The following is a 26,868-nucleotide window of genomic DNA, read 5'->3' as shown; positions in this document are numbered from 1 at the left end:
CAGGTTCGAACCCTGCATCGCGCACCATCTCGTCCCTTCTTCTTGCTCAACACCCCCGCCTTACCGGCGACGAGCAAATCCTCAATATCTCCTTGATTAAGGATCTCTTTGAACTTGGCGCGTTCTGCTTTTTTCAGCTCGCTCTCCATGACGCTTTTCTCAGGGCCTTGGCTTAGCTGGGGGAGACGCTCACGCACATCCAAAAGACTTCCTCTCGCCGATGTGACAGCGAACCAACCCCTACTCTTATGCCACTCACTCAGCAGCCCTTCGCTCATTCCCCCGAACTGGAACGTCTCGGCCAGGATCTTTTCACCAACATCTCTGACCCCGAACGAGCTGGCAGCGCGGCACTCGGCGTGGGTCTGGCTCTGGCGGGCCTAAAATCCGGTGGACTCATGCGCTGGATTCTTTGTCTGGCAGGCGGGGCATTGGCCCGTCGTGCCATCACGGGACACTGCCCGTTGTATCAGCAATTAAATGTGAGTACCCGCCGCGATCCTTGAGAAAGAGTTCCCACTCACTGCAGTCGATTCGAATGCAGAAAATTGACCTGCGCCCTCACCTTTGCGCACGGTGAGATACCCCCGCCCATTTCCCTGCCGGCATCACTTCATGGGTTGAGGTGTGACCGGTTTAAAGAACAGCCTCGTCCGATTTCGCCCGTTCACCCGGCGCATCGAGCGTGGTCATTTTCCGGGGGGCGCACTTCGCCAACGTACGGACCTAATCGCTGCCGGGACTCGCAGGAGTGCCGCCGGAAGCTCTACGCGACTTTTACCCTCCCACCGACCAAGCCGATGCGATAGGGGCTTTCCGAGGCATGCTCCGCAGGGCGCAGCCTTCAGCTTCGCCCCCGCACTGAAGTCACCCTACGCCTAAACCTGCGGTATCAACTCCCCTTCCCGCTCCAACCTGCCGCGTTGCAGGAGGAGCTGCCCCTGCTTGATGGTGAAGAATTCAAAATGCGGATCGACCGCATCATCGTCGATTTCGCAGCGCAGTTCGCCTTCGGCATCGCCAATGGTTTTGGCGACTTCCATGAATAGTTTCAGGATCACATGCTCGCGCTCCAGGCCCATCCAGGAGAACTCCAGGGATTGCAGGGCCAGGTCCACTTCGATGCCGCTCTCGGCGAACAGGTCGTCCAAATGGTCTGCTGACTCGCGGGATAGGATCTTGAAAGTGAAGTAGCCGTCGTAGGTTCTGATTTCGCTCATGCAGTGGATGCTTTGGCAGGTTTTTTTGGGGGAACCACCTCATCCTTGCATTCGTCTCAAAATTTCCTGTTTCAGTCGCTAGTTCGCGGCAGTGGCAATGCATATATTTCGTTAAATATTAGACGCATTCATTTCGTGGCGCTTTGCACTACATGCGATGCAGGGGGCACTCTATTTTTGAATTTTTCGGATTTTGAGGTATCTAACAGGCCCCTCCGCTTTTCGAACTTCGGAAAGCACCCACCAAAAAAACATGAGTACACCCCTACTCAAAAGGCCGCGTCGTCGCCGTGCCTTTTGCTCCATCCTCAGTACCGTTTTATTTCTCCCGGTGCTCATGCTCACCCCTGCCGGCATGGCGGCGGACGCAATCTGGAGCGGTGGCACTGGAACACTGCTCTGGTCCACCGGGACCAACTGGAATCCAACTGTGGCACCCGGAGCCCTCACCGGCACCACCAATGGCGACACCGCCACATTCAACACGTCACTGGGCGCGACCACGATCACCATCGATGCCGGGCGCAATCTGCGCAGCATGATCTTTGGCACCAGCGCGGCGGGCGGTTTCACCATCGGCAGCGCCGGGGCAGATCTGGGCGAAGCGCTGCTGCTGACCAGCGGTGGCAGCATCGTGATGAACTTCGGCACCACCACGCCGGTGACGCTGAATGCGCCGATGGTCATCGAGCCCACCAGCGGCACAGGGACGGGCACCTACACCTTTTCAAACAACGCGACCGCCACGACCACCAATGACGCGAACCCCTACCCGTTGACCATCAATGGCAGCATCAGCGGCGGCGCGACCACCGGCACTATCACGCTGAACCTCACCTCCACCACCGGCAACCGCAGCAACGATGCCTCCGCCAACCTCATGACCGGGCTGATCTCCGACGGCGCGTCCGCCGGCCTCAGTGTGAACATCTCCGGCACCAGCGGCGGGCAGCTCGGTGTATGGAAACTGTCCAACAATAACAACAGCTACACCGGCAACACCAGCGTGAGCAACGGCACGCTGATCTTCACCAGCATCGCCAATGCCGGGGTGAACAGCGCCATCGGCGCAGGAGACACGCTAAGCGTGGGCGGCGGTTCGCATGTGAAATACATTGGCGGCGCTGCATCCACCGACCGCGCCATCACCAGCGGCGGGCTGTTTTACAACAACGGCACCGGCGCGCTGACGCTGAACGGCACCGTCGCGGCGGGGCTGACCTTCCGGGGCAATCAGCACTTCATCATCAACGGCCTCATCTCCGGCAACAGCAGCATTTCCCGCACGGACGGCGGCACCGTCTTCCTCAACAACAACGCCAACTCCTTCACCGGCGACCTCTCGATCTCCGATGGCGCGTTTCAGGCCGCCACGATCTTTAACAACGGCACCAACTCCGCCATCGGCAACACCGGGCGTCTGGCCTTTGGTCAGGGCAGCGGCACCATCGGGCGGTTTGAATACACGGGTAATACTACCAGCACGAACCGCCTCATCCTCATGCGCAATGATACCGCTGGTACCACCGGACGTGGCACCATCAATGTCATGACCGCAGGGCAGACGCTGACTTTCACCAATGGCGTGCGCGTGAACAACGGTGCAGCACTGAACGTCGCCGAGCTCACCCTTACCGGCGTGGGCAATGGCGAGATCCAAGGGCAGATCGGTGGCACCAACGCGAACGCCAACGCCGTGGCAAGCCTGCAGCTTATCAAAAGCGGTTTCGGCACCTGGACGCTCTCCGGGCTGAACACCTACACGCGAGTGACCACCGTCAGCGCGGGCATCTTGAACATTCAAAACAGCGGCGCGCTGGGTGCGGTGCTGTCGAATGAAACCGTCCCCTCCGCCGCGAATGCAGGCACCGTGGTGGCCAGCGGCGGCACCTTGCAGTTGCAGAACGACATCAGCGTCGGGGCTGAAGCACTCACACTAGCAGGCACCGGGGCCGCCGGCCAGAATGGGGCTCTCGTCAATGTCAGCGGCACCAACAGCTTTGCAGGCGCGCTGACCCTGACCGCCAACACGACCATCTCCTCTGACGGCGGCAGCCTGGCCCTGAGCAGCACGACCAACATCGTCGGCTCCGGCGGCAGCAAGGCGTTCACACTCGGCGGCGCTGGAAACGGCAGCCTCGCCGCAGGCATGGACGCCACCAACATCGCCAGCCTGACCAAGAGCGGTACCGGCATGTGGACGCTCTCCGGCACCAACACCTACACCGGCGCGACCACCGTGAGCGCAGGCACCCTGAACGTCACCGGATCCTTGGGCACTACCGCTGTGACGGTGGCCAGCGGGGCCTCTTTGGCTGCGGCAGGCACCCTCGGTGGCAACCTCACCGCCTCCAATAACACTGCGATCATCATTGGCGATGCTATGACTCCCGGCAGCACCAGCACGCTGACCGTGGGCGGGAATCTGGTGCTCAATGACAGCACCGTGCTGTTGTTTGACCTCGGCACCAGCAGCGACCTCATTCAGGCCAATGGCAGCCTCATCACACTCGATGGCATCGTACGCGTCACGCAGGGTGGAGGATTCACCGCAGGCACCTACAAGCTCATCGGCTACACCGGCGACCTGACGAACAACGGCCTCGTTGCGCAGATGCTCGCCGGGTATGACATCTCCATCGTCGTGGATCTGGTGAACAAAGCGGTGAACCTCGTGGCCACCGGCATCAACGCCCAATACTGGGATGGAACCGACACCGTGGCAGACAACGTCGTGGACGGTGGCAATGGCACCTGGACCAATGCTGGCACCAACTGGACGCTGGCCGACGGCAGCAACAACACAAGCTGGGCAGCCTCGGCGGAAAAGATCGCCATATTCGGCGGCGCGACAGGTGGCACCGTGCAGGTGCAGGAAGCGGTGGAGGTCAACGGACTGCAGTTTGCCAAAAGCTACACGCTGGCCAGCTCGGGCGGCCAGATTCAAATCACCAATGCAGCGACGGAAGTGCGCGTGGACACCGGTTCCACCGCGACCATTGCGGCACCCGTCACCGGCGCAGGCGGCATCAATAAAACCGGCGACGGCACGCTGATCTTCACCGCTGCCACGGGTTCCAACACCTACGCTGGCAGCACAGTCATCACTTCCGGCACGCTGAAAATCGGTGCCAATGACACACTCCCCACAAACACCGCCGTCACCGTCGGCTCGGGTGTTTTCACAGGAACGCTGGATCTCAGCAGCGCCAGCCAGCAAATCGCTAGTCTGCAGATTGCCTCCGACAATACAAACGTGTACAGCACCGTCATCATCGGTGCGGGGCAGACCCTGCAGGTCAATGGCAGCATGAGCATCGGCATTGCCAACAACGTCAAAACCGTGACGCGTGCCACCGTCACCGGACCCGGGTCGCTGGTGATCAACAACACGAATGCGTTCTTTGATGCCGGGCTGCAAACCGTCACCTCGCAGGCCGCCGCCAATCTGCTGCCCAATGCCACCAACCCTTTCGACAATGGTGCCAATGCCAACAATGTGACCTCTGACTTCACCGGCCTGGGATCATTCACCGCGAACGTGAAGGAGTTCCGAGTGGGCTTCGGAGTCAACGTCACCAGCACGCTCCTGCTCTCAGACACGAACAACACCATCACCGCAAACGTGGTGCAGCTTTCCAACAGCAACGGGCTGAACTCCGGCAGCAGCATCACGGTGCTCGGAGCAGGCACCAACACGATTGCCACGGACACCCTTAACATCGGCCTCTCCAAAGGCGTGGCCACCCTCAAGTTCGCCTCCCAGACCGCAGGCAGTGCGGGCACCGTCGTGATCGGCGGCAAAACCGTCGCGACGACCAACATTATCGTCGGCAGCACTTTGGGCACCGCCACGGGAGCCCAGCCCACTGGCACACTCGATTTGCGCGGCCACACCGCCACCATCACAGCAGGCGCGCTCATCATCGGCAAGCGCGACAGCGGCGGCGGCGGTGGAGCGGCTGGGGTCGTGTACTTTGACGGCGGCACATTCACCGCAAACAGCGTCGAGATGGGCACCATGAGCGGCAATTCTGGCACCACTTCTCCGGGACCGTCCGGCAGCGGCACCCTCACCATCAGTGGCGGCACCTTCACCGTGAACAGCGGCGGCAGCTTCGTCATGGCCACCTATGCGAACACCAACACCTTCGGCAACGCTGCGGCCACTCTCACCATCAGCGGCGGCACCTTGATCTCCAACGTGAACATCACCGAAGGCGGCGGCGTGGGGGCCAACACCACAAATACAACCAGCACCATCAAACTCACCGGCGGCACGCTGGACATGACCGGGCACAGCATTGGTGACGCCACCAACAGCATCGACATCCTCACGCTCGAATCCGGCACGCTCAAAGACGTGCAGGAAATCAACGGCGGTGGAGCCGTCACGAAAAGCAACACGGGCACCCTCATTTTCCTCGGCACCAACACCTATACCGGAGCCACCACCATCGCCGCAGGCACACTGCAGGCGGGCAATGGCGGCAGTTCGGGAACTCTCGGCTCCGGGGATGTGATCAACAACGCCACGCTGGTCTTCAACCGCAGCGATCTCTTGACCGTGTCCAACAATGTCAGCGGCTCAGGCGTGGTGAATCAAACCGGCACCGGCACAACCGTGCTGAAAGGTGCCAACACCTACACCGGACAGACCACCGTCAACGCCGGCAGCCTGCTGGTGAACAATGCGTATGCGGGCGCTGATTCCGCCACCGGCACCAACACAGTGCAGGTCAATGCCAACGCAACGCTCGGCGGCACAGGCAACATTGCCGGCCCCGTCAATCTCGCCGCCAATGCAACTCTGGCACCAGGTGGCAATGCGGCCACCATCACCGCTGGCACGGCCGGACTCAGCTCGGAAATCGGCACCCTGCTGATCGGAGGCAATCTCACCGTGGGTGCCTCCGCCACATTGGCTCTGCAATTGAAGAGCGGCGACACCGGACTGACCGCCACCTTTGATCCCATCACCAATCGTCTGACCAGCGTCAGCGGCACCGCCACCGATGGTGGCAACGACCGCATCATCGTGAATGGCACCCTCACCCTCAACGCGGCCTCCACCATCAACGTCACGCTGGGATCAAATTTCACGGGTGGCTATCAATCCGTATTTGATCTGGTGGACTGGACAGGTTCCAACATTTCTCTGAGCTACTATGACTCAGGCACAGGCATGCGAGTGGGAGGCACAGCCGACAATGCAGGCTTCGCGCTCGCTCTTCCCGATCTCACGGTTTACAACAGCAGTTGGTTCTGGGACGTAAGCCAGTTTGGCAGCACAGGAGTCATCGCCATCGTGCCAGAGCCAAGCCGCGCCCTGCTGCTGCTCGGCGGGTTGTTGGGGCTGGGACTGCGGAGAAGACGTGTACGTTCAGCCTAGAAAGAGGGCGCTGCCCAGAGCGAGCTAAAGCTCTGAGCTACTTTCGGACTAGGCGTTTGGGTTTGAATCGCAGCACAGCCGCTTTGAATTGATCCAGGACCTCCTGTGAGGAGCCGTAGCGGCCTGACACATACATCGCCACCAAGGGGTCAAACTGCGGTGAGAGATCCGGACGTGCTTCGGCGACGCGACGACCAAAGGTCAGCGGGCCTTCATTCGGCATCCAGGCCTGCACACCGGCTCTGCCCACACGACGGCATGCACGCTGCCACAGCCGCATCCAAGGATCGGCATGACGCGCAGGCCGCCTCAGCCACAAGCCGATGAGCAAGGCACCCACCAACACAAAAGCAGCACTCGGGATGAGCAGCAGCAGCTTGCTCTGACGCAGGCCGACACTTTCCAGCAGGCCGCGCTGGGCTTCCTGATTGTAGTCGATGACCTGGTTTTGCCAGTCGTAGTTGACGCTGTCCCACCACAGCCGCAGGTGCTGCAAAGAGCGCCCCCACAGGGTGCGGCGCTGGCGTTCCGCCTCCTCAGCCCCACCCGCCAGAAAGGACCGCAGGTCGATGTTCACGCGGTCAGGCGCGAGTTCGCCGGTGGGATCGATGCGCACCCAGCCAAACTTTTCCAGCCACACCTCCGTCCACGCATGCACGTCACTTTGTTTCACGATGAGGTAGCCACCGCTGTGATCGGAGTATTCACCGCCGAGATAACCGACGACGATGCGCGACGGCACCCCCGCCATGCGCATGAGCGTGGCAAAGCTGGCGCTGAAGTGCTCGCAGAATCCGACGCGGCGGCGCAGAAAGAATTCTTCCAGCGCCTGCTCCCCTTTGTAGTCACCCGGCTCCAGCGTGTAGCTGAAGCCCAACGTTCTTATGTAATTGAGCGCAATTTGCACAATCTGCTCGTCTGTTTGCGTCACCGACTCCCAGTAGTCGGTGAGCTCCCTGAGTTTGGGCGAGATGTTTGCCGGCAACTGCAGCGCGGCTTCCCGATGATCCTCAGGCAGCTCACGAAAGGGCGGCCGCTCGAAGCGCGAGACAACCTCAAAACGCTCTGAATTCTGCACCGTGAAAGGAGAGACGAGCGATTGATCAAATTCGGGCGACAGCCACTCACTACGCAGTCTGGCCATTAGCGGCAGATCCAGCGCGGGCAGCCAGCGTTTACCGTGCGCCTCCAAGTCAATGAGCTGACGCATATCCACACCCTCTTTCGGACGCGGCAGCTGGGGTGGAAAGCTCAGACGATCACCACGCGTCCAGCGCATGCCTTCACAGTTCCAGAGTGTGAGACAGCGCCAGTAGCGGGTCTCGTTTGCAGGCAGTGTGCCGTCGGGAAAGCGCACGCGAAACGCCACGTCTGAACTCTGCGCCACTTTGGCGATGTGGCCCGGATCAAGAACATTATCGATGCCCGTTTCACCAAAGCGGCTACGCCCGAGCGCAGACCCCAGATCAAGCAGCCCACGTGGAAACACAAAGAACAGCAGCACAGCCAAGGGCAGAGCCTGGGCAAACAACACGGCAGTCAATCGCAGCGGTTCACGCGCCCCCGGAATACTGCGCCGAAAGCGCACCATGCACGCAGTGATAAACAGCACCACCGCCACCGTCCACACCGAGCGGGAGAGGTGGCTTTCCAGCAGAACGGCGCAGAAGGCGAGAAACCACCCAATGAGCGCCAGCACCTGAAACTCACGCGGCGTGCGGCTCTCCAGCATTTTGGCTCCGGCTAGCACCAGCAGCAGAGCAATGCCAGGCTCCATGCCCCCCAGCTCCCCATAATTGAAATACACAATCGTGGCTCCTGCAATGATGACACCGATTCGCACCAGCAAATGCGGCACCGCCATGCGCAGCACTCCACGCCAGATCAGGCACAACGCACACACCACCAGGCTCGCTGTGGCGATGTACCCGCGTAGCGGCAGAATGGCGAGCAGCAAGGCGAGACTCAGGAACAGCAGGGGGCGTTTGGGCAGAAAAGTGGACTGCTCCAAACTCAGCACAGGGGCCGCCTTGCCCGCCTTCAATTCATCCGAAACGGCAGATCCCGCGTCCGTGCCCGACTGCATGGAGAGGGCATCAAGGCAGCGCCGCAAATGGGCGGCACCATGACTCGCGCGAATGATGACTCCGGGCATGCGGAGTTCATACGGCTTTCCTTCGTCTTCGCAGACTTCCATCCAGCGGGCGATCTGCGCCGCACGGGCAGGTGCATCGAGCGTCAGTGTATTCCAGTCGAGCACCACAACTCCTTGCACCCCGCTGCTCCATGATTTGACCATCAGCGGACCGCCACGAGCCGACGAACGCCAGTCGATGTGGCGCGGTGAATCCCCCGCACGCCACTCACGCAGCCCGGCAAAATCATCTCCGCCGCCAGTATGCCCGCGGGAGGAGGAAACAGCGATGGCCTCTCCCTGCCGTGAAAACTCCGGCTCAGGCAGCGGCAAATCGCCCGCAGGCTCGGGATGCACGCGGCGCACCCACGCGGTCTCCACCAGACACTCCGCCGCAAACAGGCCCAGTGGGTAAACACTGCGCACCACCAATTGCAATGCCCCGCTGGCAGGGTGCAAAGGCGGCGGCAGATCGACAACCACCGCGCCACCCGCCGGAACACGCTCAACAAACACAGGAGCAGAGGCACCGACGACATACACCTCAAGTCCGCATGGGGACACTGCACCCGTAGCGCGCAGTTCCACCGGGATGCCCTTTTCAGCATCCTGCACCGCTGGCCTTGCACCGACCAACCGGACATGCAACCCACGCAAATTCGCCCGCGCATGCAGCCATGAGAGCAGCCCCATCGTCGCCGTGAGCAGCGCGATCAGATGTGCCGCGCCGTTGGACTGCGCCTCTGCCGCATACCACATGCCCGCCACGATGGCCAGCAGCGCCAGCGTGTGTCGGTTCCAGCGCACGCGCACTTTCATGGCATCAGGGGACCGGGGTTTCTGCGATCAACTGCCGCGCCAGCTCCACGCCAGTCATGCCATCAGCGGCATGTTCCAGCCGATGCCCCATGACGACCACGGCGACGGCCTGAATGTCCTCCGGCAGCACCATCGCCCGCCCACTGAGCAGTGCCCAGGCACGGGCGGCGGCCAGCAGTGACAGCCCCGCACGCGGAGAGAGCCCATGCCCCTGCACCCGGCTGGCGGCCAGCAGGTCCTGCAAATAATCGAGCAATGCAGGCGAAGCATGCACCGCGCGCGTCCACGCCTGCAGTTGCTGCAGTTCGTGGAACGTCATCGCCGGCTGCATCACTCGCAGCATCTCACGGCGTTCCTGGCCTTCCAGCAGCGCGCGTTCAGCCGTACGGTCTGGCACTCCAAGCGCGAGGCGCATGAGAAAGCGGTCCATCTGCGACTCCGGCAGCATGAAGGTGCCAATTTGCGACGAAGGATTCTGCGTGGCGATGACAAAGAACGGCTCTGGCAAAGGATGCGTGGATCCATCCGCCGTTATCTTGCCTTCCTCCATGGCTTCGAGCAGAGCTGACTGGGTCTTGGGCGTGGCGCGATTGATCTCATCCGCCAGCAGCACCTGCGTGAAGACCGGGCCGCGATGGAAATGAAACGCCGCCGTATCCCGGTCATACACCGACGCGCCCAGGATGTCGGCAGGCAGGAGATCGCTGGTGAACTGCACCCGGCGGAACCCAAGCCCCAGCGCCTGCGCGAGCGCCTGGGACAACATCGTTTTGCCGACGCCGGGCTGGTCTTCAAACAGCAGGTGCCCGCGTGCCAGCAGGCAGGTCACCGCGAGACGCACGACATTCTCTTTGCCGAGAATGATCTGCGACACACTCGCGATGATGGTTTCGATTTGTTGGGACGCTTGCAGAGCAGTAGCGGCGGGCAGCATGGCGTCAGTGGGGGAATGGGAGGCGCGTGAGGACACGAGAGAAAGAATTATACCATCAAGTGTCGCCGATTTGCATGCTGTAACGCAAGCCTGCTTTCATGGCACGCGGCAGAAAGTACCACCGAGCTTTAGCTCGCTCCGGAAAAGTACTATCGAGCTTTAGCTCGTTCTGGAAAAAGGGGGGCATCTCCCAGAACGAGCTAAAGCTCGGCAGTACTTCATTGCATCCATCCGCCCCCTCAAATCTGCTGCAGCTTGTTCCGTTCGTTCGGAGTTTGGCAGACGGGACAGATGGTCACGTCGATCTTGCGCTTGGCCTCGCAGGCATAGGCCGTGCCACAAATGCGACACTGGATGGCGATGCGCCGCCGGTAGACCTCGCGTTTGCGATCACGCCAGAAACTGTGAAACCACAGCACACAGACCGTCGTGACCCCGACCGCCATGAACAGGATGATCAAACCACCGAGCGGAATGGGAATCATGGTTTGCTGTCCACCTCCCAGCGGAAGGAAATTTCGCCCCACTCGACACGCTTCACGTCCGAAGAAGTGAACCGGAGCGTGCGGACGGCGGCATGCAACTGCTGCATGATTTCAGCATCATCGACACTGCTGAGCGGCAGCGCAGTGATAATCTGCCCGGCACTGCCAATGGCGACACGAAACTGCACCCGCGTAGGCTGGGTGAGATTGATGCCGCTCAATTCAACATTGGCCGGGCCGCGCTTCGCCAGCGCAGGACTCACGATGGCATGCAGCTTCGCAGCGGGTGGCACCGCCACAGAATCGACAGCACGGCGTGGTACCGGCGGCAGCACATCCGCGGCAGCGGTGAATAGACGTGGCTGATGGATGGCGGCAGTCGCGGGCTCAAGTTCACGCAGCTTGATCTCATGACCTTCAAAGGAGGGATGAAAGGCCATCTGCGGACTTTCGACCGGCGCTACAGAGTCAGCATCACTCAGCAGGGCAAAGCTGCGGTCCTGCGCCCGGTGGATGAGCGCCAGCTCCGCCGGATTGTTGGGATCAAGCGAGATCACATGCTGCGGCGTGACCGGCAGGCGCTGCGTCACCGGGTGCACAATGCGGAAGATGAAGAAGAATCCGGCCATCGCTGCCATCAGCACGAGCAACGACACGACAAGATGCCAGAGCGAATGATCACGCACGCCCCAGGCAAAAATCAGTGCTGATTCGGAAGGATGCGGTTTCGTGGACATCGTGAACAGCAGTGCTTTACGACTTGGGCGGCACGGTGGAATACGCGACCTCGTAGCCGAGCTCGAGCGCGATATTGCCAATCTCGATCACGCGGCCATGCGATGCCTCTCTGGCAGCATGAATGATGGCGCGGCGTTCTCCTTCGCGGTTCGCTTTCAGTTTCTCCCGCAGATCCGCTGTGCTGGTGCGCACCCCGTCAAAATACAGCGCATTCTCCAGTCCGGCTGGCACGGTGATGATATGGGCACGATCAAACCCGGTGAGACGCGAGTTCGACTGCGGAGTCTCCACCTTAATCCCGGACTGCACCACAAAATTGCTGGTGAGCAGGAAATACACCAGCAGCAGCAGGATCGTGTTCAGCAACGGCACCGTGTACAGCCAGGGGCTTTGTTTGGGCAGATGACTCTCGAGCTTCATGGTTGATACGGCGGTGCGCGCAGTATCGGAGGCGCGAAGGGGTTGGGCCAGCCGAAAATGCGCTGCGGGCGCTTATCCTTTCATCCCGCGGCCCCGCGACTTCGCCATCGGTGGCGCGGCTTCCGCCGGGCGGAATTCCACGATGTTGTCAGTGCTGTTGGCGTCTTCGATCAGATTCACGATCTCGATACCTGCTCGTTCCAGATCATGCATCAGGGAGCGGGCACGAGCGCTGAGAAAGGCAAAGGAGAGATAGGCAGGAATCGCCACCACTAGACCGAGCGCCGAAGTGATCAGGCTCTGATACACACCCCGCGCCACATCCGCCTGCGTCGCGACGCCATTGGCAGAAGAGAGGCTGGTAAAGCTATCCAGAAGGCCGATCACGGTGCCCAGCAGGCCAATCAGTGGTGCCGCATGCGCGATGGCATTCAGAATGCCTAGAAAGCGCTCCAACCGGGGCACTTCTAGCTGACCCGCCTCCTGCACGATTTCCTTCAGCTGTTCGCGCGGTGCATGATGCCGCAGCAGCGCCGCGTGGATCACTCGCCCGGCGGGCACCCGCGTAGCCACGCACTCCTGCAGTGCTTCTGCGAAGTTTTTGCGGCGAATCAGACTCGCCAGTCCGGCCAAGAACTCGCCGACATTCATGCTCGCCCGGTGAAAGTAGGCCAGCCGCTCCATAAAGATCGCTCCGGCGAAGCACAGGCACCCTATTAGGAGCCATACGAGCGGTCCGCCTTTGGAGATAAGATCAATCATGTGCCAGTAATCAGAAAGTGAAGGGTAAAGCCTGGCACCACACGCCAGTTCGGGAGACGCAGAATACCAAGCATGTTTTATGCCGAGACTGATAGATTGTAAACACTGGAAATTAACGGGATGAGGCGGCAGCGGTCAAGGGGGGAAGACGGGCGCTTTGACATCGTGACACGCCTTGACCTCTTGACCATCCCTTGACCTCCCGCCCCCCCCCTTTGACCCGCCTCAGGACGTGACATTCATACCAAAATCCATCACCTCCCACCCTTGATTCCCTTCCCCGAACCCGCTCCAATACCCGCATGAAACCTTTCGATCTTCAGGTCAATGGCTACGCTGGCACCGACTTCAATGGTGACAACCTCACCGCCGACTCCCTCCACCAAGCCTGTGAGGCCCTCGCGGAGGACGGCTGCGATGCCATCTTGGCCACCTTCATCACGGATGAAATCCCCACCCTGGAGCGCCGCATCAGCAAGCTTGTCGAACTCCGCGCGCAGGACGAGCTCGTCCGCCGCATGATCACCGGCATCCACATTGAAGGCCCCTTCATCAATCCCATCAAAGGCTACGTCGGCGCGCATCCGCCCCACGCCGTCAAGCCCGCCAATGTGGACGATGCGCAGCGCCTCCTCGCCGCTGCCGGCGGTCTCGCCAAGCTCATCACCCTCGCCCCCGAGCACGACGAGGGCAGCAAGACCACCGCCTTTCTAGCCTCCCAAGGCGTCACCATCGCCGCCGGTCATTGCGATCCCTCACTCGATCAGCTTAATGCCGCCTGCGACGCTGGCCTAACGATGTTCACCCACCTCGGCAACGGCTGCCCCATCCAGATGCACCGCCATGACAACATCATCCAGCGTGCCCTCAGCCTGCATGATCGCCTCTGGCTCTGCTTCATCCCTGACGGCGTGCACGTGCCCTTCTTCGTGCTGAAGAACTGGCTCGCCAGCATCGGCCTGGAGCGCACCATCTTCGTCACCGATGCCATCTCCGCCGCCCGCCTCGGCCCCGGCCGCTACACCCTCGCCGGCTGGGACATCCTCATTGGCGAAGACCTCGTCGCCCGATCTCCGGATGGAACGCATTTTGTCGGAAGCACCGTCACCGTGCCGAGGATCAGAGCCAATGCGTTTGCAGAGTTGGGGATGAGTGAGGCGGATTTGAAGCAGGTGCTGGATGTGAATCCAAGGTTGGCGATCAACTGAAGGTCGAAAGCAAGCGCGACAGCGTCCTTTGGAGTGAGGTCGCGCAGATGCACAGCGCAAGCCTGCATCGGAGCTACCGCTTTCGCAGGCTCAAGAGCGTTCTCGCCGTGAACCCGTCATCGCAACCTCCAACAGCGCTCCACGTCATAAAGAAGATTCGGCATGGACCATTGACCTGAATCTCGGGACCAACGATCATGCACAATCACCCGATGAAAGCCCGTACGCATTCCCTGGTCTTGCTCATTCTGACTCACGCAGCACTGCTGTTGGCCGCTGATGATCCCCATCTGGAACGCGTCAGAAAGATCGGAGAATTTTTCTGTCAGTCGTCCCTCAATGGCACAACGGACAAACTCAAGGGTTCCAGAGAGGTCCCTGATGTGGTCGTCGTCGGCCAGCGCATTCCCGACCTTCTGGCCAAGATGCGTCCGGGCCTGATCAAAGGTTACAAGATCGAAGTACAGCGTGGTGAACCTGCCGCCTTCGTTGGACAAGAGCCCGACTCACGCGTCACTCACACCCTCATCATCCGCTGTGAAGATGATGCCATCCTCCTTCGCATGGGCTACGATTCTTATCGCGATCGTTTCCACCTTGTGGGCTACACGGGCGCCGAACCCCTGAAACCTGCCAAGTGACAGAGCCCAGCTATGTCTTAGACATGAACCCCCTCCCCTGGCTGAAATCATCCTCGAAGTCAGCGACGACGGCGCGCTCTTCCTCCCGCTGGAATTCAAATACAAGCCCGGCGTTCCCAAGCGCCGCCCGCCCTTCATCGCCCCACATCAGCCTCGGCTGGACTGGCAGATGTGGTTCGCCGCGCTCTACCCCAGCTTCGATCCGCAGCGCGATACCAACCCCAACTCACCCATGCACTGGTTCGGCCAGTTCTGCACGGCCCTTCTCCAGCACAAACAGCCCGTGTGGGACCTGCTGGAGCCCCCGCCCTTCCCCATCGAAAAAATCACCCACCTCCGCGCCAAACTTTACCGCTATCACTTCACCAGCCCGGAAGTGCGAAACATCTCCGGCGAATGGTGGGAACGCGAACTCATCCACAAATTCAGCGGAACCATGTCGCTGAATGCCTCAGGAAGATGATTCATTCGACATTCCTCTTGCGTCTGTTCCAGACTGCGGCACTATCGCGACCCTTCGTTCGGTTGCGGACGCGGGAAACAAATTTCGGGGCGTAGCTCAGCCTGGTAGAGCGCTTGCTTTGGGAGCAAGAAGTCGTCAGTTCGAATCTGGCCGCCCCGACCATCTAAGATTTAAAATCTCAGATTTCATTCCCGCTGCATGTCCGCTCTCTACGCCACCACCCTGACGACCTTCAAGGAAATGGGCTGGCTCTATCGCGAAATCCCCGATCATTCCGTCATCGAGGCCGATTTTGAAGCGCACCACACCAAAATCCCTCTGCATGTGCAGATTTTTGGCGAGACGCACATCATCACTGTCGTCTCAAACTCCACTCAGCAGGTGCCCGCCACCCACCGCCTGCAGGTGTGTGAGCTGCTCATGCGCACAAACAAAGATCTGAACCTCGGCAATTTCGAGCTCGAATGGGAAAGCGGCCAGGTGATGTTTCGCGTCACCAATGTCTTCCCGCCGAACCGCCATGATTCACGCATCATCGCCAGCCTCGTGCATTCCGCCGTCGCAGAACTGGACCGCCTCACGCCCTTTCTCGGCGAGATCATCCGCACGCCCAAAGGCGAACTGCTGCTGCTCAAGGTGGCAGATCTGATGAAACGCGAAGATTTGCTCCCGCCAGTGCCCGATGTCGAGTGATTGGACGTGACACAGGCAGCCCGCCTGTGCTTTTGTGGCCACGAACAGGCCCTCCCAATGTCCGCCCGCTACACACTCCAGCAGCACCCGGCTTTCAGCGCTCCGCTGTCCAAGGAAGATCTGTACACACTCGTATCCCGTGGCTCCCTCGCTCGTGGTGAAATGTGCATGGATGAGGCCACCGGGCACATGCACACCGTGGGCGAGCTCGTCAGCGGCATGCGTCGCCCCAGTGGCACCAGCGGCCAGTCACGGCTCACCCGCCCCGCCTACCGCGAAATCAGCCCCGACACAGAAATTCCCGCAGAACTGGAAGCCGAGGCTGAAGAAGAGGAGGAAATCGAAGAAGCCGCCCCCGCAGAGGAGGAAGACGATTTCGACTACTCAGCAAGTGGCGAACTCATCCTCCACCACTCGCATCCCTCCTGGCTTGGCTACACCAAGGCGCTCTTCCTCTGCCTGCTGCTCACCGTTGCCGCCGGACTGCTGTTCGTGATCCAGCTCGAATACGCCATCATCGCTCTGCTCTGCGCCTCCTCCACACTCATAGCCGTCGCCATCTCGCGTTTCTCGCATGACTACATCGTCACGCGTGAGCGCGTAGAACTGATCTGGGGCATCATCGGCCGCAATTCCAAAGAAGCACGCATCTGCGACATTCGCAGCATCGACGTCTATGAATCCGGCATCAAAGGCATGCTCGGTCTCGGCACCATCGACTTCTCCACCGCCGCCAATGCCGGCATCGAAGTACAGTTCAAGGACCTGAAGCGCGCTCACCTCGTGAAGGACCTCGTACGCAAACTGCAACGCGGCGTGGATCCCACCGATGATTGAAAAATGACGAATGCAAAATGCAGAGCCGAGCGTAGCGAGACAGACTGCCGAAGGCAGCCCGAAGGGAAGCACAGCGCATCAATGACGAATGCCAGACGGCTCGCCCTAGCGCTGACCGTCTGGCTTTGCATTCTGGTTTCGTCATTCGCCGCAGGCGCCCCCCTCTCCCGCGCCATCGACATCCGCATGCTGCCGTATGAGCGCAGTTTGGAAAAGCTGCCCGTCGATCTCACCGCCACGGTCGGCTTCGTCGAAAACGGCGGCACCGTCTTTGTACAAGACGACACCGCAGGCACTCACCTGCACTTTCGACCCGCACGCAATGATCTCCGTGTCGGAGATCACCTGCGCATTCAGGGCACCACCACTGCCGGCCTCTACTTCCCCGGCGTGGATGTCGCCCAGCTGAAAATCCTCGGCCATGACGCACCGCCCATGGCCGTTCCCGCCAGCTATGATGATCTCGCCACAGGGCGCTTTCATTACCAGCGCGTCATCGTCGAAGGCCTTGGCCGCACCTTGACGCCATTGGATGAAAACCGCTCACTGCTGCGCCTCGCCATTGGCAGCCGCGTGCTGGAGGTGCGCATCGATGCACCGCTCGAAACCGCCCCCGCTCTCATCGATGCCCGCCTCCGTATCACCGCACTCGCTGCAGGTGGCATCAATGACCGCCGCCAGCTCGTCTTCCCCTACATCCGCGTCACGGATTGGAAAGATGTGGTGATCACCAAGGCCGCACCAGCCCTCGCAGCGCTGCCCATCACCTCTGTGGTCACATTGCTGCAATTCGGTGCTGCGGACGAGCCCCACCATCGTGCCCGCATTCGTGGCACCGTGCTCGCCGCCTACCCCGATGGCCGTGTTTTTTTGCGCGATGCCACCCCACCCCCGCCGCCCCGTGAAACGCCAAAGGATGCGCAGCCAGAACCGCCGCAATCCCCCTCCATCGCGATTCGCCTCACGACACCAGTCAATCTCACCCCCGGTCAGCACGCCGAAATCATCGGCTTTCCCATCATGGCCGGATTCAGCGCCTCACTAGCTGATGCACACGTGCTTGCCACGGAGCCGGATGCCCCACCCGTCGCCGCAGTTGTTTCGCTCAAAGAATTCCAAGATGGCTCGCATGATGCCGATCTCGTACACCTCTCCACGCCTGCGGTGCTCAATGATTTCTTCCGCAGCGCGGACGGCTTCGAACTCCGCCTCACCTCCCAGGGCACGCCGCTGCGCGCCTTCCTGATACAATCCGATCGACCCGAGCTCGATATCGGCACCTCCGTTGAGCTTACCGGCATCTGCTTGGTCGAGTCATCGACGGACAAAGGGTTTCGCTCTCAGGCTGAACGCGCATCACTCCTGCTGCGTTCGACAGAAGACATCCAAGTCATCCATTCAGCTCCGTTCTGGACCGCAGGCCGTCTCGTCATCGCCAGCAGCATCCTTGCCGGCCTCGTGTTGCTGGCCTTCATCTGGATCGCTGCGCAAAGGCGGCAGATCAGCATCCTGAGCAACCGCATCGTGCAACAAGCCACGCTGGACGAGCGCCAGCGCATCGCGCGTGAGTTTCATGATACCTTGGAGCAGGAACTCACCGGCCTCTCGCTCCGGCTCGATGCCGCAACGACGCGACCGCTCGAAGACAAAGCCCGCACACTCATCGAGACCTCCCGCAGTCTCGTCTCCCGCATTCAAAGCGAAGCGCGCAATCTCGTGGCCGATCTGCGCGACACCGAGCAGCCACCGGAACTCGCCAGCGCACTGCGTGAAATCCAGCTCCGCATGCCGCCCAATGCCCCGGCATTGCAACTCGATCTCCATCCCATTCCTCCCATCCCCGGCCCCGTGTCCCATCACCTGCGCATGATCGCCCAGGAAGCCATCACCAACGCCCTAAAGCACGCACAGGCCACCGTGCTCACCCTCCATCTTTCCGCCACCGCTGAAGCGCTAACACTGCGCCTCACCGACAATGGCCAAGGCCTCGCCGCCAGCACCGCAACCACCGGCCAGCCCGGCCACTTCGGCTGCATGGGCATCCGTGAGCGCTGCCGCAAAATCAATGCCAGTGTCGATTGGCAAAGCCAGCCCAAGCAAGGCACCATCATCACCGTCCTCCTCCCGCTTGACCGCTTGACCGCTTGACCTCTTGACCTCTTGACCCATCCCACCGTGCCCGTCTCACCCATTACACTCTTACTCATCGACGACCACTTCGTCGTCCGCAGCGGCCTCGTCGCATCGCTGGAGCTTGAGGACGATCTCAAAGTCGTGGGTGAAACCGACCGTGGCGAAGACGCCTCCCCACTCTTTGCAAAGAAGAAGCCCAACGTCGTCCTCATGGACCTGCAACTCCCCGGTATCAGCGGCATCGAAGCCACGGTGGCACTGCTGCGCGATCATCCCACAGCCCGCGTGCTCATTTTCTCCACCTTTGCCCGCGATGACGAAATCCAGGCCGCCCTCAAAGCCGGAGCACTCGGCTATTTGCAAAAATCCTCCTCCCGCGACGATCTCCTCGCCGCCATCCGCACGGTGGCTCAAGGCGAACGCAGTCTGCCCGCCGACATTGCCCAACGGCTCAAAGACCGACTCGCAGAACCAGAGATCACCCCACGCGAGCGCGAGATCCTCGCCCTCGTGACGCAAGGCAACGCCAACAAAGAAATCGCCGCCACCCTCGGCATCGGCGAAGACACCGTAAAGCAGCACGTCAGCCGCATCCTCATGAAGCTCAAAGTCAACGACCGCGCCCAGGCCACTGCGGAAGCGATTCGCCGAGGATTGGTGCGGGTGTAAAACGGACCGCTCGAAGCATCACGGTGTTTGCCACGTGGCCACTGGCAGTAGCAGGAGCCCATGCGGCACGAACTTCTCGAAGTCAGCGAGGTTGCGCGTCGCCATACGCACCTGCAGGGTCATCGCGCAGGCAGCGATCATGCAGTTGGCGTGGCTGCCACGCTTGCGCCCGGTATAATGAAACAAACGCGAGGCCTGCTCGGCTTCCTTGGCTGTGAAATCCAGAATGCGGCCTTCCACAATGGCCTGCACGGCATCTTTTTGCGCCTTGGTATGCGGCCCATTCAAAAATTCCGACCAAGCGATGGCCGAGACGGCAAGTTCCTCCCCCTCTTCCAACCACTGCCGAACCACCGCAATGTGCGGTGATCCGATGGTGACGAGGTCGATAAGGAGATTCGTGTCCAGGTGGATCATGCTTCCCACCACTGGCGTTTGGCTTCTCGCTCAGCCTGCACCTCAGCGCGGAAGGCCTCGGCTTCCTGCACGGTCATGCCGCCGCCGTTTTGGAGCCAATCGAGAGCTTTGAGGGGTTTGGGGCATTGGTCTTTCATATCTTCCTCCTCCTTGATGTTTCTCACCGCCCTGCGCATGACCTCAGCTTTGGAGACGCCCCATTTTTTGGCGAGCAAATCTAGCACACGCAGAGTGAACGAATCCAAAGCCATGCTGGTTCGGATGAGTGAGTATGCCATGTGGTAACTAGTTATGCATTGCACGCTATTTTTCAAGTGTTTTCCACCCTCACGAAAGTGGGGTGCCAGAAATGCTGAAAGAGCCCTCAAACGAGCGTTGATACGGGCATGACACGCTTTGTCCTAGCCACTTTCCTGCTCAGCACCCTCGCCTCCGCTCAAAACGACAGCGGCGGCAATGACACCACGGACAAACCGCTGGCGAAGCCCGTCATGCAGTGGCGGTTTGACGATGCCAAAGAGCCCGGCCCTCGTGCACCGACCTTCCCTACCTTCACGAAGGACAACACCGCGCAGCGTTTCAATGGCGATGGCAAGAAGGCACTCACAGTCAAAGACAGCGAAGAGCTGCGCTTCGGCCTGAATGAAACCATCACCCTGGAAGCGTGGGTAAAGCCCGCAGGCATCAGCGGATCTCCCTACATCCTGGGCAAGGGCCGCCTCGGCTCGAAGGAATTTGGCGCGGAGAATCAAAACTACGCACTGCGCATCCAGGCAGCGAAAGGCGGTGCGCAGATCGGCTTCCTCTTTCACAGCGCCGATGTTCCCGGCAAGAAGGGCGCCTGGCACCGCTGGTGGTCCAAGGATATGATGCCGAGCGCAGGCTGGCACCACATCGCCGTCACCTACACTTTTGGCAAACTCAAGAGCATCAAAGGCTACATCGACGGCCGTGAAACCACCGGCGTGTGGGACATGGGCGGCGAAACGGATCGTGCGCCGGTCACAGACGGCGACTCGCTCATGCTCGGCAGCGGTTCCACGCTGGCATCCTCCCACTCGCTCAATGGCTGGCTGGATGAAGTGGCCATCTATCGCGGCCCCATCGACGTCAGCGCTCTGAAAGCCAAGTATCAGTTTGTGCCACCGCCACCACCTGTGGCGAAAAAGCAGGTGCCCGCCGGACGTGTGCTGGTGCAACTGGCCGAAGAAGGCATGCCAGAAGCCAACGCCTGGCCGAGTGAACACCCCAAAGTGGCCGAGACCTACACCGAGGATGTGTTCGGTTTTTTTGAGGTGCCACAGAAGTACGTCGATACCGGGGTGCGTGGCGAACGCCATGTCCCTTTCCTGCTGCGTGCAGCCGCCAGCGTGACCTTCCCGAAGGGCAAGCACCGCATCCTGCTGCGTGCGCGTGGCGCCACCAATCTCTACATCGACAACAAGACCATCCTCACCACGCCCTTCCCACCGAATGACAGCGATGGTCATCATCTGGTGACCGACCAGCAAGGCTACCTCGACCTCGGACCCGACTTCCGTTTTGCACCTCCCGGCAATCGTGAATCATGGTGCGAGTTTGAAGGCACCGGCAAGCCGCAGTTCATCGTGCTTGAGACGGTGGTGGGAAGTTTCGCCGGTAAAAGCATGCGCCGCCCGGAACTCGGCGAGACCGTCGTCGCGTGGTCTTCACAGGGCAGTGAATCATGGAAACTGATTACCCCCGGCAAACGGGAAGTCCCTTACAATGACACCGGCTGGACCGCCTACGAGCAGGAGCGCAGCGCGCACTATGCGGAGATGAACACGAAAAAGCGCGCCGAACTGCGCGCACTTTCCGCCCCCTACTGGGCGACCCGCCGCAAAGCCGCGCAAGACTGGCTGGCAAAGAATCCAGCAGGCGAAGGCAGCATCGATTCATTCATCGCCGCGAAGATCGAGAGCGTGAAGTCACAGGACGAACACAAAGGCAGCATTGATTACTTCAAGGACATCCAGCCCATCCTCGAAGCCAAATGCACAGAATGTCATCGCGGCGCTAAAGCCAAAGGCGGGCTGCACCTCGACTCGCTCGCAGACGCCATGAAAGGCGGCAAATCAGATGGTGCAGCGGTCGATCCCGGCAAGCCGGATCACAGTTCCCTCATCGCACGAATCACTTCGGCAGATGAAGACGAGGTCATGCCACCCAAGGGCAAGCCCCTGACCAAGGCCGAAATCGCCCTGCTCACCACCTGGATCAAAGAAGGCGCGCACTGGCCTGAAGTCCGGGCCGATCACCTCACGCTCACCCCTTTGACCGACGACCTCACCTTCCTGCGGCGGGTGTACATCGACACCGTCGGTGTGCCGCCTTCACTCGAAGACATTGCCGCATTTCAGAAGAGCCCGGATCGCAAAGCGGTCATCGATCAGCTTCTGCAAGACCCACGCTGGGCAGACAACTGGATGGGCTACTGGCAGGATGTGCTCGCAGAGAATCCGAACATCCTCAATCCCACGCTGAACAACACCGGCCCCTTCCGGTGGTGGTTGCACGAGTCCCTGCTGGACAACAAGCCGATGGATTTCTTCGTCACCGAACTCCTCCGCATGCGCGGCAGCGAGCGTCTCGGCGGCCCGGCAGGCTTCAGCACTGCCTCGCAAAACGATGTGCCCATGGCCGCCAAGGGCACCATCGTCAGCACCGCCTTCCTCGGCGTGGAAATGAAATGCGCACGCTGCCATGACTCACCCACTGGCAAATCGTTGCAGCAGGATCTCTTCGAACTCGCAGCGATGCTGAACACGAAGGAAATCGAATTGCCGAAGACCAGCAGCGTCCCGATGGACAAGATCCACGCCGGCGGCCGCAAGTCGCTGATTCAGGTGACGCTGCAACCCGGCACCAAGGTGCAGCCCAAGTGGCCCTTCGCAGAGTTCTGCGACGAAGCCGCAGGCAAACTTGCCGAAGATCCTAAGGACAGCCGCGACGTGCTCGCCGCCATGATCACCGCACCGCAAAACGAGCGCTTTGCACAAGTCATCGCAAACCGCGTCTGGGCGCGCTTCATGGGCCGTGGCATCGTCGAGCCCATCGAAGACTGGGAGAAGGGCAAGCCCACGCATCCTGAAATGCTGAAATGGCTCGGTCGTGAATTCGTCAGCGGTGGCTACGACATGAAGCACCTCGCCCGCCTCATCTTGAACAGCCAAGCCTACCAGCGCGCCACTGATCCCACCCTGAAACTGACCAGTCCCCTCTTCACCAGTCCAGCGCCACGTCGCCTGCAAGCCGAACAGATTGTCGATTCCCTCTTCGCCGCCACCGGCAAGCCCTTCCACACGGAGGAAGTCTGCCTCGACATCGACAACACCCGCGACCTCAAAAACGCCATCCACATGGGCAAACCTCACCACAGTTGGATGCTCACCAGCACCAGCAACGAGCGCGACCGCCCCAGCCTCGCCCTGCCCCGCATCCAGGCCGTCACCGACGTGCTTGGAGCCTTCGGCTGGCGTGGTTCACGTCAGGACCCAGTCAGCAAACGCGACGCCGATCCCAACGTGCTGCAGCCCGCCATCCTCAGCAACGGCACCCTTGGCATCTGGCTCACCCGCTTGAGCGATGATCACGGCATCACCACCCTCGCGCTGCAAAACGAATCGCTCGACCAGTTCATTGATCAGCTTTTCCTCAAGCTGCTCACCCGTCATCCCACCGCCGAAGAGCGCGCCCTTTACACGAAGCACCTTATTGCGGGATTCGACACACGCATCCGGCCTGTTTCAAGCACCCCGCCTCCTGCCACCACACGCACACGTGAGAAGTACGTTAGCTGGTCGAACCATCTCGACGGCGAAGCCACAACCGTCCGCATGGCCCAGGAAGCCGCCGCCCGTGCCGGTGATCCCCCCACAGAAAAAATCGATCCAGCATGGCGCAACCGCATGGAAGACGTCCTCTGGGCCCTCCTCAACGCGCCTGAGTGGGAGTTTAGTCCTTGATCGCCCCACGACATCGAGACTTGAAACTTTAAACCTGAAACTTGAAACTCTTGCTACCATGAAACGCCGCTCCTTCCTCACCTCCGCCGCCGCCTTTGGCGCGGCACCGTTGTTTGCTAACAACACGCCCGTCCACATGCCCAAGGGCAAGGCGGAACATTGCATCTTCATCTGGCTCGGGGGCGGCATGGCTCAAATTGACACTTTTGATCCGAAGAAAATCGGCAACAACACGGACAAGACCAAAGTTGCGGGCTCGCTCTACAAAGCCATCGACACCACCGTGCCCGGCGTGCAGGTCACAGAGCATCTCAGCAAGACGGCCAAGGTCATGGAGCATGTCACCGTGATGCGCACGGTGAATCATCACGTCATCGACGAGCACGCCTTCGCCACGAACATGGTCCACACCGGACGCATGGTCTCCGGCAATGTGGTGTATCCCAGCATCGGCTCCATCATCGCACATGAGCGCGGAGCCGTGGGTGGCGAAGTGCCGCCGTACATCCTCATTGGTTATCCCAATGTCAGCCGCGGCCCCGGCTTTCTCGGCGCCAAGTCAGGCTACGTCTATCTCACCGACACGAACACCGGCCCCGCTGGTTTCACCCGTCCGGATTTCGTCGATGCAAAACGCGCGCTCACCCGCGAGCAACTCCTCGCACCGCTCATGGCCCGTGCGCCGCAAGAATCTGCCATCGCCGACTATAAAACCGCGCAGGAGCAGGCACTCAGCCTCTCCGGCCCGCAGTTCATGCGCCATTTCAATCTCAAGGAAGAACCCGCCACCCTTCGCAACGAATACGGCGGCGAGTTCGGCCAGCGCTGCCTCCTCTCCCGCCGCCTTGTGCAGGCCGGTGTGCGCTTCATCGAAGTCTCGCACAACCTCAATTTCATGAACGGCACCGGCTGGGACATTCACAACGAAGGCTACAAAAACCAGCACCTGCTCATTCAGGAACTCGACACCGCCCTGGCCGCGCTCATTCGCGACCTGAAGGACAAGAAGCTGCTCGACAAGACGCTCATCGTCGTGGGCACGGAATTCGGTCGCCCTCCAGAATTCGACGGACGCGGCGGACGCGGCCATCAAGGCACCACCTTCTCCATGGTTCTCGCCGGCGGCGGCCTCAACCACTGCGGTGCCTATGGCGTCAGCGATGAACTGGCCAAGAAACCCCTCGAAAACCCCGTCCCCCTCGTCGATTTCCACGCCACCATCCACGCCGCCATGGGCATTGATCCCAGCAAGGAACTCATGGACGGCACCCGCCCCGTCCCAATCACCGATGGCGGCAAGCCTGTTGCGGCGCTGTTTGGCTGAGGCGCGAAGCGCAGGAATCAAGGTGTAGAGGGCTCCCGCCCCCCAGTGTGCACCGTCAACGGGAAATCGTCCTCGATTCTTGATCCGTTCGCACCTCTTCCATTTAAAATTTTCAAGTCTCCCAATCCTCCACGTTCACAGGAATGAGCGGCTCAACCGACGAAGAAGATGCCATTCCCCGTACTTGCATCCACGTGCTGCTGTGGAAGTCTTTTCTGACCGTCTCGGTCGTTTTGCCTTGGGGAATGATCGCATGCTTGAGTATTGTCACGAGCGGACTGGCCATGGGCACTGGCAGCACTTCCAGCTACGCATTCATTCGGTCCGTCGCTCCTGTGGCACCTGCCATCCTGCTATGGTTTGCCTACAGCCTCGGTGTCTCGATCTGCACAGTGCGCCGCCACGGCGGCATCATTCTGGGTCTGGCCCTCGGGTGGCTGTACCTTTCACTCTGGCTCTTTGAAAACATGCCCGCCTTGCTCCCGCGATTGCGTTCGCCCAAAGATGACGTGGAGCTCTTGAGGACTGTCCTGACACTCTACATCACCGGCTCAGGCTGGATCACCTCGTCCGGCCTGCTGCTGAGGCGATTGCAGTCCATGAGATCACGCCCAGCAAGAGAATAGCCTCTCACACCATCAGCACCGGCTTGTTATCGGCAAACGGCGAGAGCATGCCTTGATACTTTGAATGCGAAGCCTTGACCTCCTCCAACGTATGCTTCTGCGCATGAAACCAACCTCGCTGCTCTGCGCCCTCGCCTTTTCCACCGCACTCACGTTCTCACACGCTGCTGAAGACGCAGGCTTCGTCCCCATGTTCAATGGCAAAGACCTCAGCGGCTGGGTGAATGCGAACTGCGCGCCGGAAACATGGAGCATCAAGGATGGCGTGATCAGTTGTACAGGCATTCCCACCGGAGCCATGCGCACGGAGAAGCAGTACGAGAACTTCATCCTCGAGTGCGAATGGCGGCACCTCACCAGCGGCGGTAATTCCGGCGTCTTCATCTGGGGCAGCCCCATCTCCGCACCCGGCGTGCCCTTCCTGCGCGGCATTGAGGTGCAAGTGCTCGACCAAGGCTACATGAAGAACGCCGATCCTAAGAAGCCGCGCTGGTTCACCACACATGGCGATGTCTTCCCCATTCACGGTGCCACCATGGAACCCCATGGCGACAACAACGGCCAGCGCAGCTTTCCCAGCGAAGAACGCAGCAAGCCCTCGCCTGAATGGAACCACTACCGCATCACCGGGAACAACGGGACCGTCACGCTCGCAGTGAATGGCAAAGTCGTCAGCGGCGGGGACAAATGCTTCTGGCGCAAAGGCTACCTCGCCCTTGAATCCGAAGGCGCACCCGTCGAGTTCCGCAACGTCCGCATCAAAGAACTCCCCTCCACCGGTGCCACAGAGACCGACTCCGCCCCGCTCGATCAAGGCTGGAAACCCCTCTACAACGGCCTCGACCTCCGTGGTTGGAAAGTCCCCGCCGGTGCCGAATCCCGCTGGAAACCTTCCAACTGGAATCTCAAACTCGAAGCCACTGACGGCCAGAAACCCACCCCGTTGTGGAGCGAAGCCGAAATCGCC

Annotated in this window: 22 protein-coding genes and 1 tRNA gene; 14 read left to right on the top strand and 9 right to left on the bottom strand. The window is 60.6% G+C overall.

What is annotated here, in order from left to right; genetic code table 11:
• Nucleotides 1-248 precede the first annotated feature (248 nt).
• The gene (locus PSV43_RS17300; protein WP_300200132.1) at nucleotides 249-506 is read left to right on the top strand and encodes a DUF2892 domain-containing protein; all 258 of its coding nucleotides are present in this window, start codon (nucleotides 249-251) and stop codon (nucleotides 504-506) included.
• Nucleotides 507-878: 372 nt separating this feature from the next.
• On the opposite strand, the gene PSV43_RS17295 is transcribed toward PSV43_RS17300, so the two are convergent.
• Nucleotides 879-1,220, bottom strand: coding sequence for a hypothetical protein (locus PSV43_RS17295; protein WP_300200129.1), 342 nt, complete (start codon nucleotides 1,218-1,220; stop codon nucleotides 879-881).
• Nucleotides 1,221-1,557: 337 nt separating this feature from the next.
• Here PSV43_RS17295 and PSV43_RS17290 point away from each other — a divergent pair, with 337 nt between their 5' ends.
• Nucleotides 1,558-6,612, top strand: a complete 5,055-nt coding sequence (locus tag PSV43_RS17290; protein WP_300200126.1) for an autotransporter-associated beta strand repeat-containing protein — start codon at nucleotides 1,558-1,560, stop codon at nucleotides 6,610-6,612.
• A 37-nt stretch (nucleotides 6,613-6,649) separates the two neighbouring features.
• On the opposite strand, the gene PSV43_RS17285 is transcribed toward PSV43_RS17290, so the two are convergent.
• The 6 genes from PSV43_RS17285 to PSV43_RS17260 all read right to left on the bottom strand — a co-directional run bounded on the left by PSV43_RS17285 (nucleotide 6,650) and on the right by PSV43_RS17260 (nucleotide 12,904).
• Entirely contained in the window at nucleotides 6,650-9,565 is a 2,916-nt protein-coding gene (locus PSV43_RS17285) for a transglutaminaseTgpA domain-containing protein (RefSeq protein ID WP_300200124.1), read from the bottom strand.
• Nucleotides 9,566-9,569: 4 nt separating this feature from the next.
• On the bottom strand, nucleotides 9,570-10,499 hold the full coding sequence (locus tag PSV43_RS17280) for an AAA family ATPase (RefSeq protein ID WP_345784673.1): 930 nt from the start codon (nucleotides 10,497-10,499) through the stop codon (nucleotides 9,570-9,572).
• 239 nt (nucleotides 10,500-10,738) lie between these two features.
• The gene (locus tag PSV43_RS17275) at nucleotides 10,739-10,984 is read right to left on the bottom strand and encodes a hypothetical protein (protein WP_300200120.1); all 246 of its coding nucleotides are present in this window, start codon (nucleotides 10,982-10,984) and stop codon (nucleotides 10,739-10,741) included.
• Nucleotides 10,981-11,721: a hypothetical protein gene (locus tag PSV43_RS17270; protein ID WP_300200117.1), complete on the bottom strand. Its 741-nt coding sequence runs from the start codon at nucleotides 11,719-11,721 to the stop codon at nucleotides 10,981-10,983. The genes PSV43_RS17275 and PSV43_RS17270 overlap by 4 nt, the downstream gene beginning before the upstream one ends.
• Before the next feature lie 16 nt (nucleotides 11,722-11,737).
• The gene (locus PSV43_RS17265) at nucleotides 11,738-12,142 is read right to left on the bottom strand and encodes a biopolymer transporter ExbD (RefSeq protein WP_300200115.1); all 405 of its coding nucleotides are present in this window, start codon (nucleotides 12,140-12,142) and stop codon (nucleotides 11,738-11,740) included.
• A 72-nt stretch (nucleotides 12,143-12,214) separates the two neighbouring features.
• Nucleotides 12,215-12,904, bottom strand: a complete 690-nt coding sequence (locus PSV43_RS17260; RefSeq protein WP_300200112.1) for a MotA/TolQ/ExbB proton channel family protein — start codon at nucleotides 12,902-12,904, stop codon at nucleotides 12,215-12,217.
• 302 nt (nucleotides 12,905-13,206) lie between these two features.
• Between PSV43_RS17260 and PSV43_RS17255 the strand changes: the two genes are divergently transcribed.
• The 8 genes from PSV43_RS17255 (at nucleotide 13,207) to PSV43_RS17220 (ending at nucleotide 19,548) form a co-directional block, all read left to right on the top strand.
• Nucleotides 13,207-14,112, top strand: coding sequence for an N-acetylglucosamine-6-phosphate deacetylase (locus PSV43_RS17255; protein WP_300200109.1), 906 nt, complete (start codon nucleotides 13,207-13,209; stop codon nucleotides 14,110-14,112).
• A gap of 239 nt (nucleotides 14,113-14,351) precedes the next feature.
• A complete protein-coding gene (locus PSV43_RS17250; RefSeq protein WP_300200106.1) occupies nucleotides 14,352-14,753 on the top strand; it encodes a hypothetical protein in 402 nt (133 codons plus the stop codon).
• Nucleotides 14,743-15,216 (top strand): lipase maturation factor family protein, encoded by a 474-nt coding sequence (locus PSV43_RS17245; RefSeq protein WP_345784672.1) that lies wholly within the window; start codon nucleotides 14,743-14,745, stop codon nucleotides 15,214-15,216. Before PSV43_RS17250 ends, PSV43_RS17245 begins: the two co-directional genes overlap by 11 nt.
• Before the next feature lie 85 nt (nucleotides 15,217-15,301).
• A tRNA-Pro gene (locus tag PSV43_RS17240) sits at nucleotides 15,302-15,378 on the top strand.
• Nucleotides 15,379-15,414: 36 nt separating this feature from the next.
• Entirely contained in the window at nucleotides 15,415-15,909 is a 495-nt protein-coding gene (locus PSV43_RS17235; protein ID WP_300200102.1) for a YbjN domain-containing protein, read from the top strand.
• A gap of 57 nt (nucleotides 15,910-15,966) precedes the next feature.
• Nucleotides 15,967-16,746: a PH domain-containing protein gene (locus PSV43_RS17230; RefSeq protein WP_300200098.1), complete on the top strand. Its 780-nt coding sequence runs from the start codon at nucleotides 15,967-15,969 to the stop codon at nucleotides 16,744-16,746.
• Between the two features lie 81 nt (nucleotides 16,747-16,827).
• The gene (locus PSV43_RS17225; RefSeq protein WP_300200095.1) at nucleotides 16,828-18,894 is read left to right on the top strand and encodes a sensor histidine kinase; all 2,067 of its coding nucleotides are present in this window, start codon (nucleotides 16,828-16,830) and stop codon (nucleotides 18,892-18,894) included.
• Between the two features lie 27 nt (nucleotides 18,895-18,921).
• A complete protein-coding gene (locus PSV43_RS17220) occupies nucleotides 18,922-19,548 on the top strand; it encodes a response regulator transcription factor (RefSeq protein WP_300200092.1) in 627 nt (208 codons plus the stop codon).
• 18 nt (nucleotides 19,549-19,566) lie between these two features.
• Here PSV43_RS17220 and PSV43_RS17215 read toward each other — a convergent pair whose 3' ends face one another.
• Together PSV43_RS17215 and PSV43_RS17210 are read right to left on the bottom strand one after the other, a co-directional pair.
• A complete protein-coding gene (locus PSV43_RS17215; protein WP_300200090.1) occupies nucleotides 19,567-19,965 on the bottom strand; it encodes a type II toxin-antitoxin system VapC family toxin in 399 nt (132 codons plus the stop codon).
• A complete protein-coding gene (locus tag PSV43_RS17210) occupies nucleotides 19,962-20,243 on the bottom strand; it encodes a ribbon-helix-helix protein, CopG family (RefSeq protein ID WP_300200087.1) in 282 nt (93 codons plus the stop codon). Before PSV43_RS17210 ends, PSV43_RS17215 begins: the two co-directional genes overlap by 4 nt.
• 108 nt (nucleotides 20,244-20,351) lie before the next feature.
• Here PSV43_RS17210 and PSV43_RS17205 point away from each other — a divergent pair, with 108 nt between their 5' ends.
• The 4 genes from PSV43_RS17205 to PSV43_RS17190 form a co-directional block, all read left to right on the top strand.
• A complete protein-coding gene (locus PSV43_RS17205) occupies nucleotides 20,352-23,951 on the top strand; it encodes a DUF1553 domain-containing protein (protein WP_300200084.1) in 3,600 nt (1,199 codons plus the stop codon).
• Nucleotides 23,952-24,009: 58 nt separating this feature from the next.
• Nucleotides 24,010-25,275 (top strand): DUF1501 domain-containing protein, encoded by a 1,266-nt coding sequence (locus tag PSV43_RS17200; protein WP_300200081.1) that lies wholly within the window; start codon nucleotides 24,010-24,012, stop codon nucleotides 25,273-25,275.
• A gap of 257 nt (nucleotides 25,276-25,532) precedes the next feature.
• A complete protein-coding gene (locus tag PSV43_RS17195; RefSeq protein WP_300200078.1) occupies nucleotides 25,533-25,901 on the top strand; it encodes a hypothetical protein in 369 nt (122 codons plus the stop codon).
• A gap of 103 nt (nucleotides 25,902-26,004) precedes the next feature.
• Nucleotides 26,005-26,868, top strand: an 864-nt coding sequence (locus PSV43_RS17190; protein WP_300200076.1) for a DUF1080 domain-containing protein, incomplete at its 3' end; no start/stop codon positions are given.

It is taken from the genome of Prosthecobacter sp., assembly GCF_029946185.1.
GTDB lineage: Bacteria > Verrucomicrobiota > Verrucomicrobiia > Verrucomicrobiales > Verrucomicrobiaceae > Prosthecobacter.
The sequence above is the reverse complement of the archived record's forward strand: the minus strand, read 5'-3'. Positions and strand labels throughout refer to the sequence as shown.

Coding starts and splice junctions, on each gene's coding strand:
- PSV43_RS17300 (WP_300200132.1), top strand. CDS start 249: ATGCCACTCACTCAGCAGCCCTTCGCTCATTCCCCCGAACTGGAACGT.
- PSV43_RS17295 (WP_300200129.1), bottom strand. CDS start 1,220: ATGAGCGAAATCAGAACCTACGACGGCTACTTCACTTTCAAGATCCTA.
- PSV43_RS17290 (WP_300200126.1), top strand. CDS start 1,558: ATGCTCACCCCTGCCGGCATGGCGGCGGACGCAATCTGGAGCGGTGGC.
- PSV43_RS17285 (WP_300200124.1), bottom strand. CDS start 9,565: ATGAAAGTGCGCGTGCGCTGGAACCGACACACGCTGGCGCTGCTGGCC.
- PSV43_RS17280 (WP_345784673.1), bottom strand. CDS start 10,499: ATGCTGCCCGCCGCTACTGCTCTGCAAGCGTCCCAACAAATCGAAACC.
- PSV43_RS17275 (WP_300200120.1), bottom strand. CDS start 10,984: ATGATTCCCATTCCGCTCGGTGGTTTGATCATCCTGTTCATGGCGGTC.
- PSV43_RS17270 (WP_300200117.1), bottom strand. CDS start 11,721: ATGTCCACGAAACCGCATCCTTCCGAATCAGCACTGATTTTTGCCTGG.
- PSV43_RS17265 (WP_300200115.1), bottom strand. CDS start 12,142: ATGAAGCTCGAGAGTCATCTGCCCAAACAAAGCCCCTGGCTGTACACG.
- PSV43_RS17260 (WP_300200112.1), bottom strand. CDS start 12,904: ATGATTGATCTTATCTCCAAAGGCGGACCGCTCGTATGGCTCCTAATA.
- PSV43_RS17255 (WP_300200109.1), top strand. CDS start 13,207: ATGAAACCTTTCGATCTTCAGGTCAATGGCTACGCTGGCACCGACTTC.
- PSV43_RS17235 (WP_300200102.1), top strand. CDS start 15,415: ATGTCCGCTCTCTACGCCACCACCCTGACGACCTTCAAGGAAATGGGC.
- PSV43_RS17230 (WP_300200098.1), top strand. CDS start 15,967: ATGTCCGCCCGCTACACACTCCAGCAGCACCCGGCTTTCAGCGCTCCG.
- PSV43_RS17225 (WP_300200095.1), top strand. CDS start 16,828: ATGACGAATGCCAGACGGCTCGCCCTAGCGCTGACCGTCTGGCTTTGC.
- PSV43_RS17215 (WP_300200090.1), bottom strand. CDS start 19,965: ATGATCCACCTGGACACGAATCTCCTTATCGACCTCGTCACCATCGGA.
- PSV43_RS17210 (WP_300200087.1), bottom strand. CDS start 20,243: ATGGCATACTCACTCATCCGAACCAGCATGGCTTTGGATTCGTTCACT.
- PSV43_RS17205 (WP_300200084.1), top strand. CDS start 20,352: ATGACACGCTTTGTCCTAGCCACTTTCCTGCTCAGCACCCTCGCCTCC.
- PSV43_RS17200 (WP_300200081.1), top strand. CDS start 24,010: ATGAAACGCCGCTCCTTCCTCACCTCCGCCGCCGCCTTTGGCGCGGCA.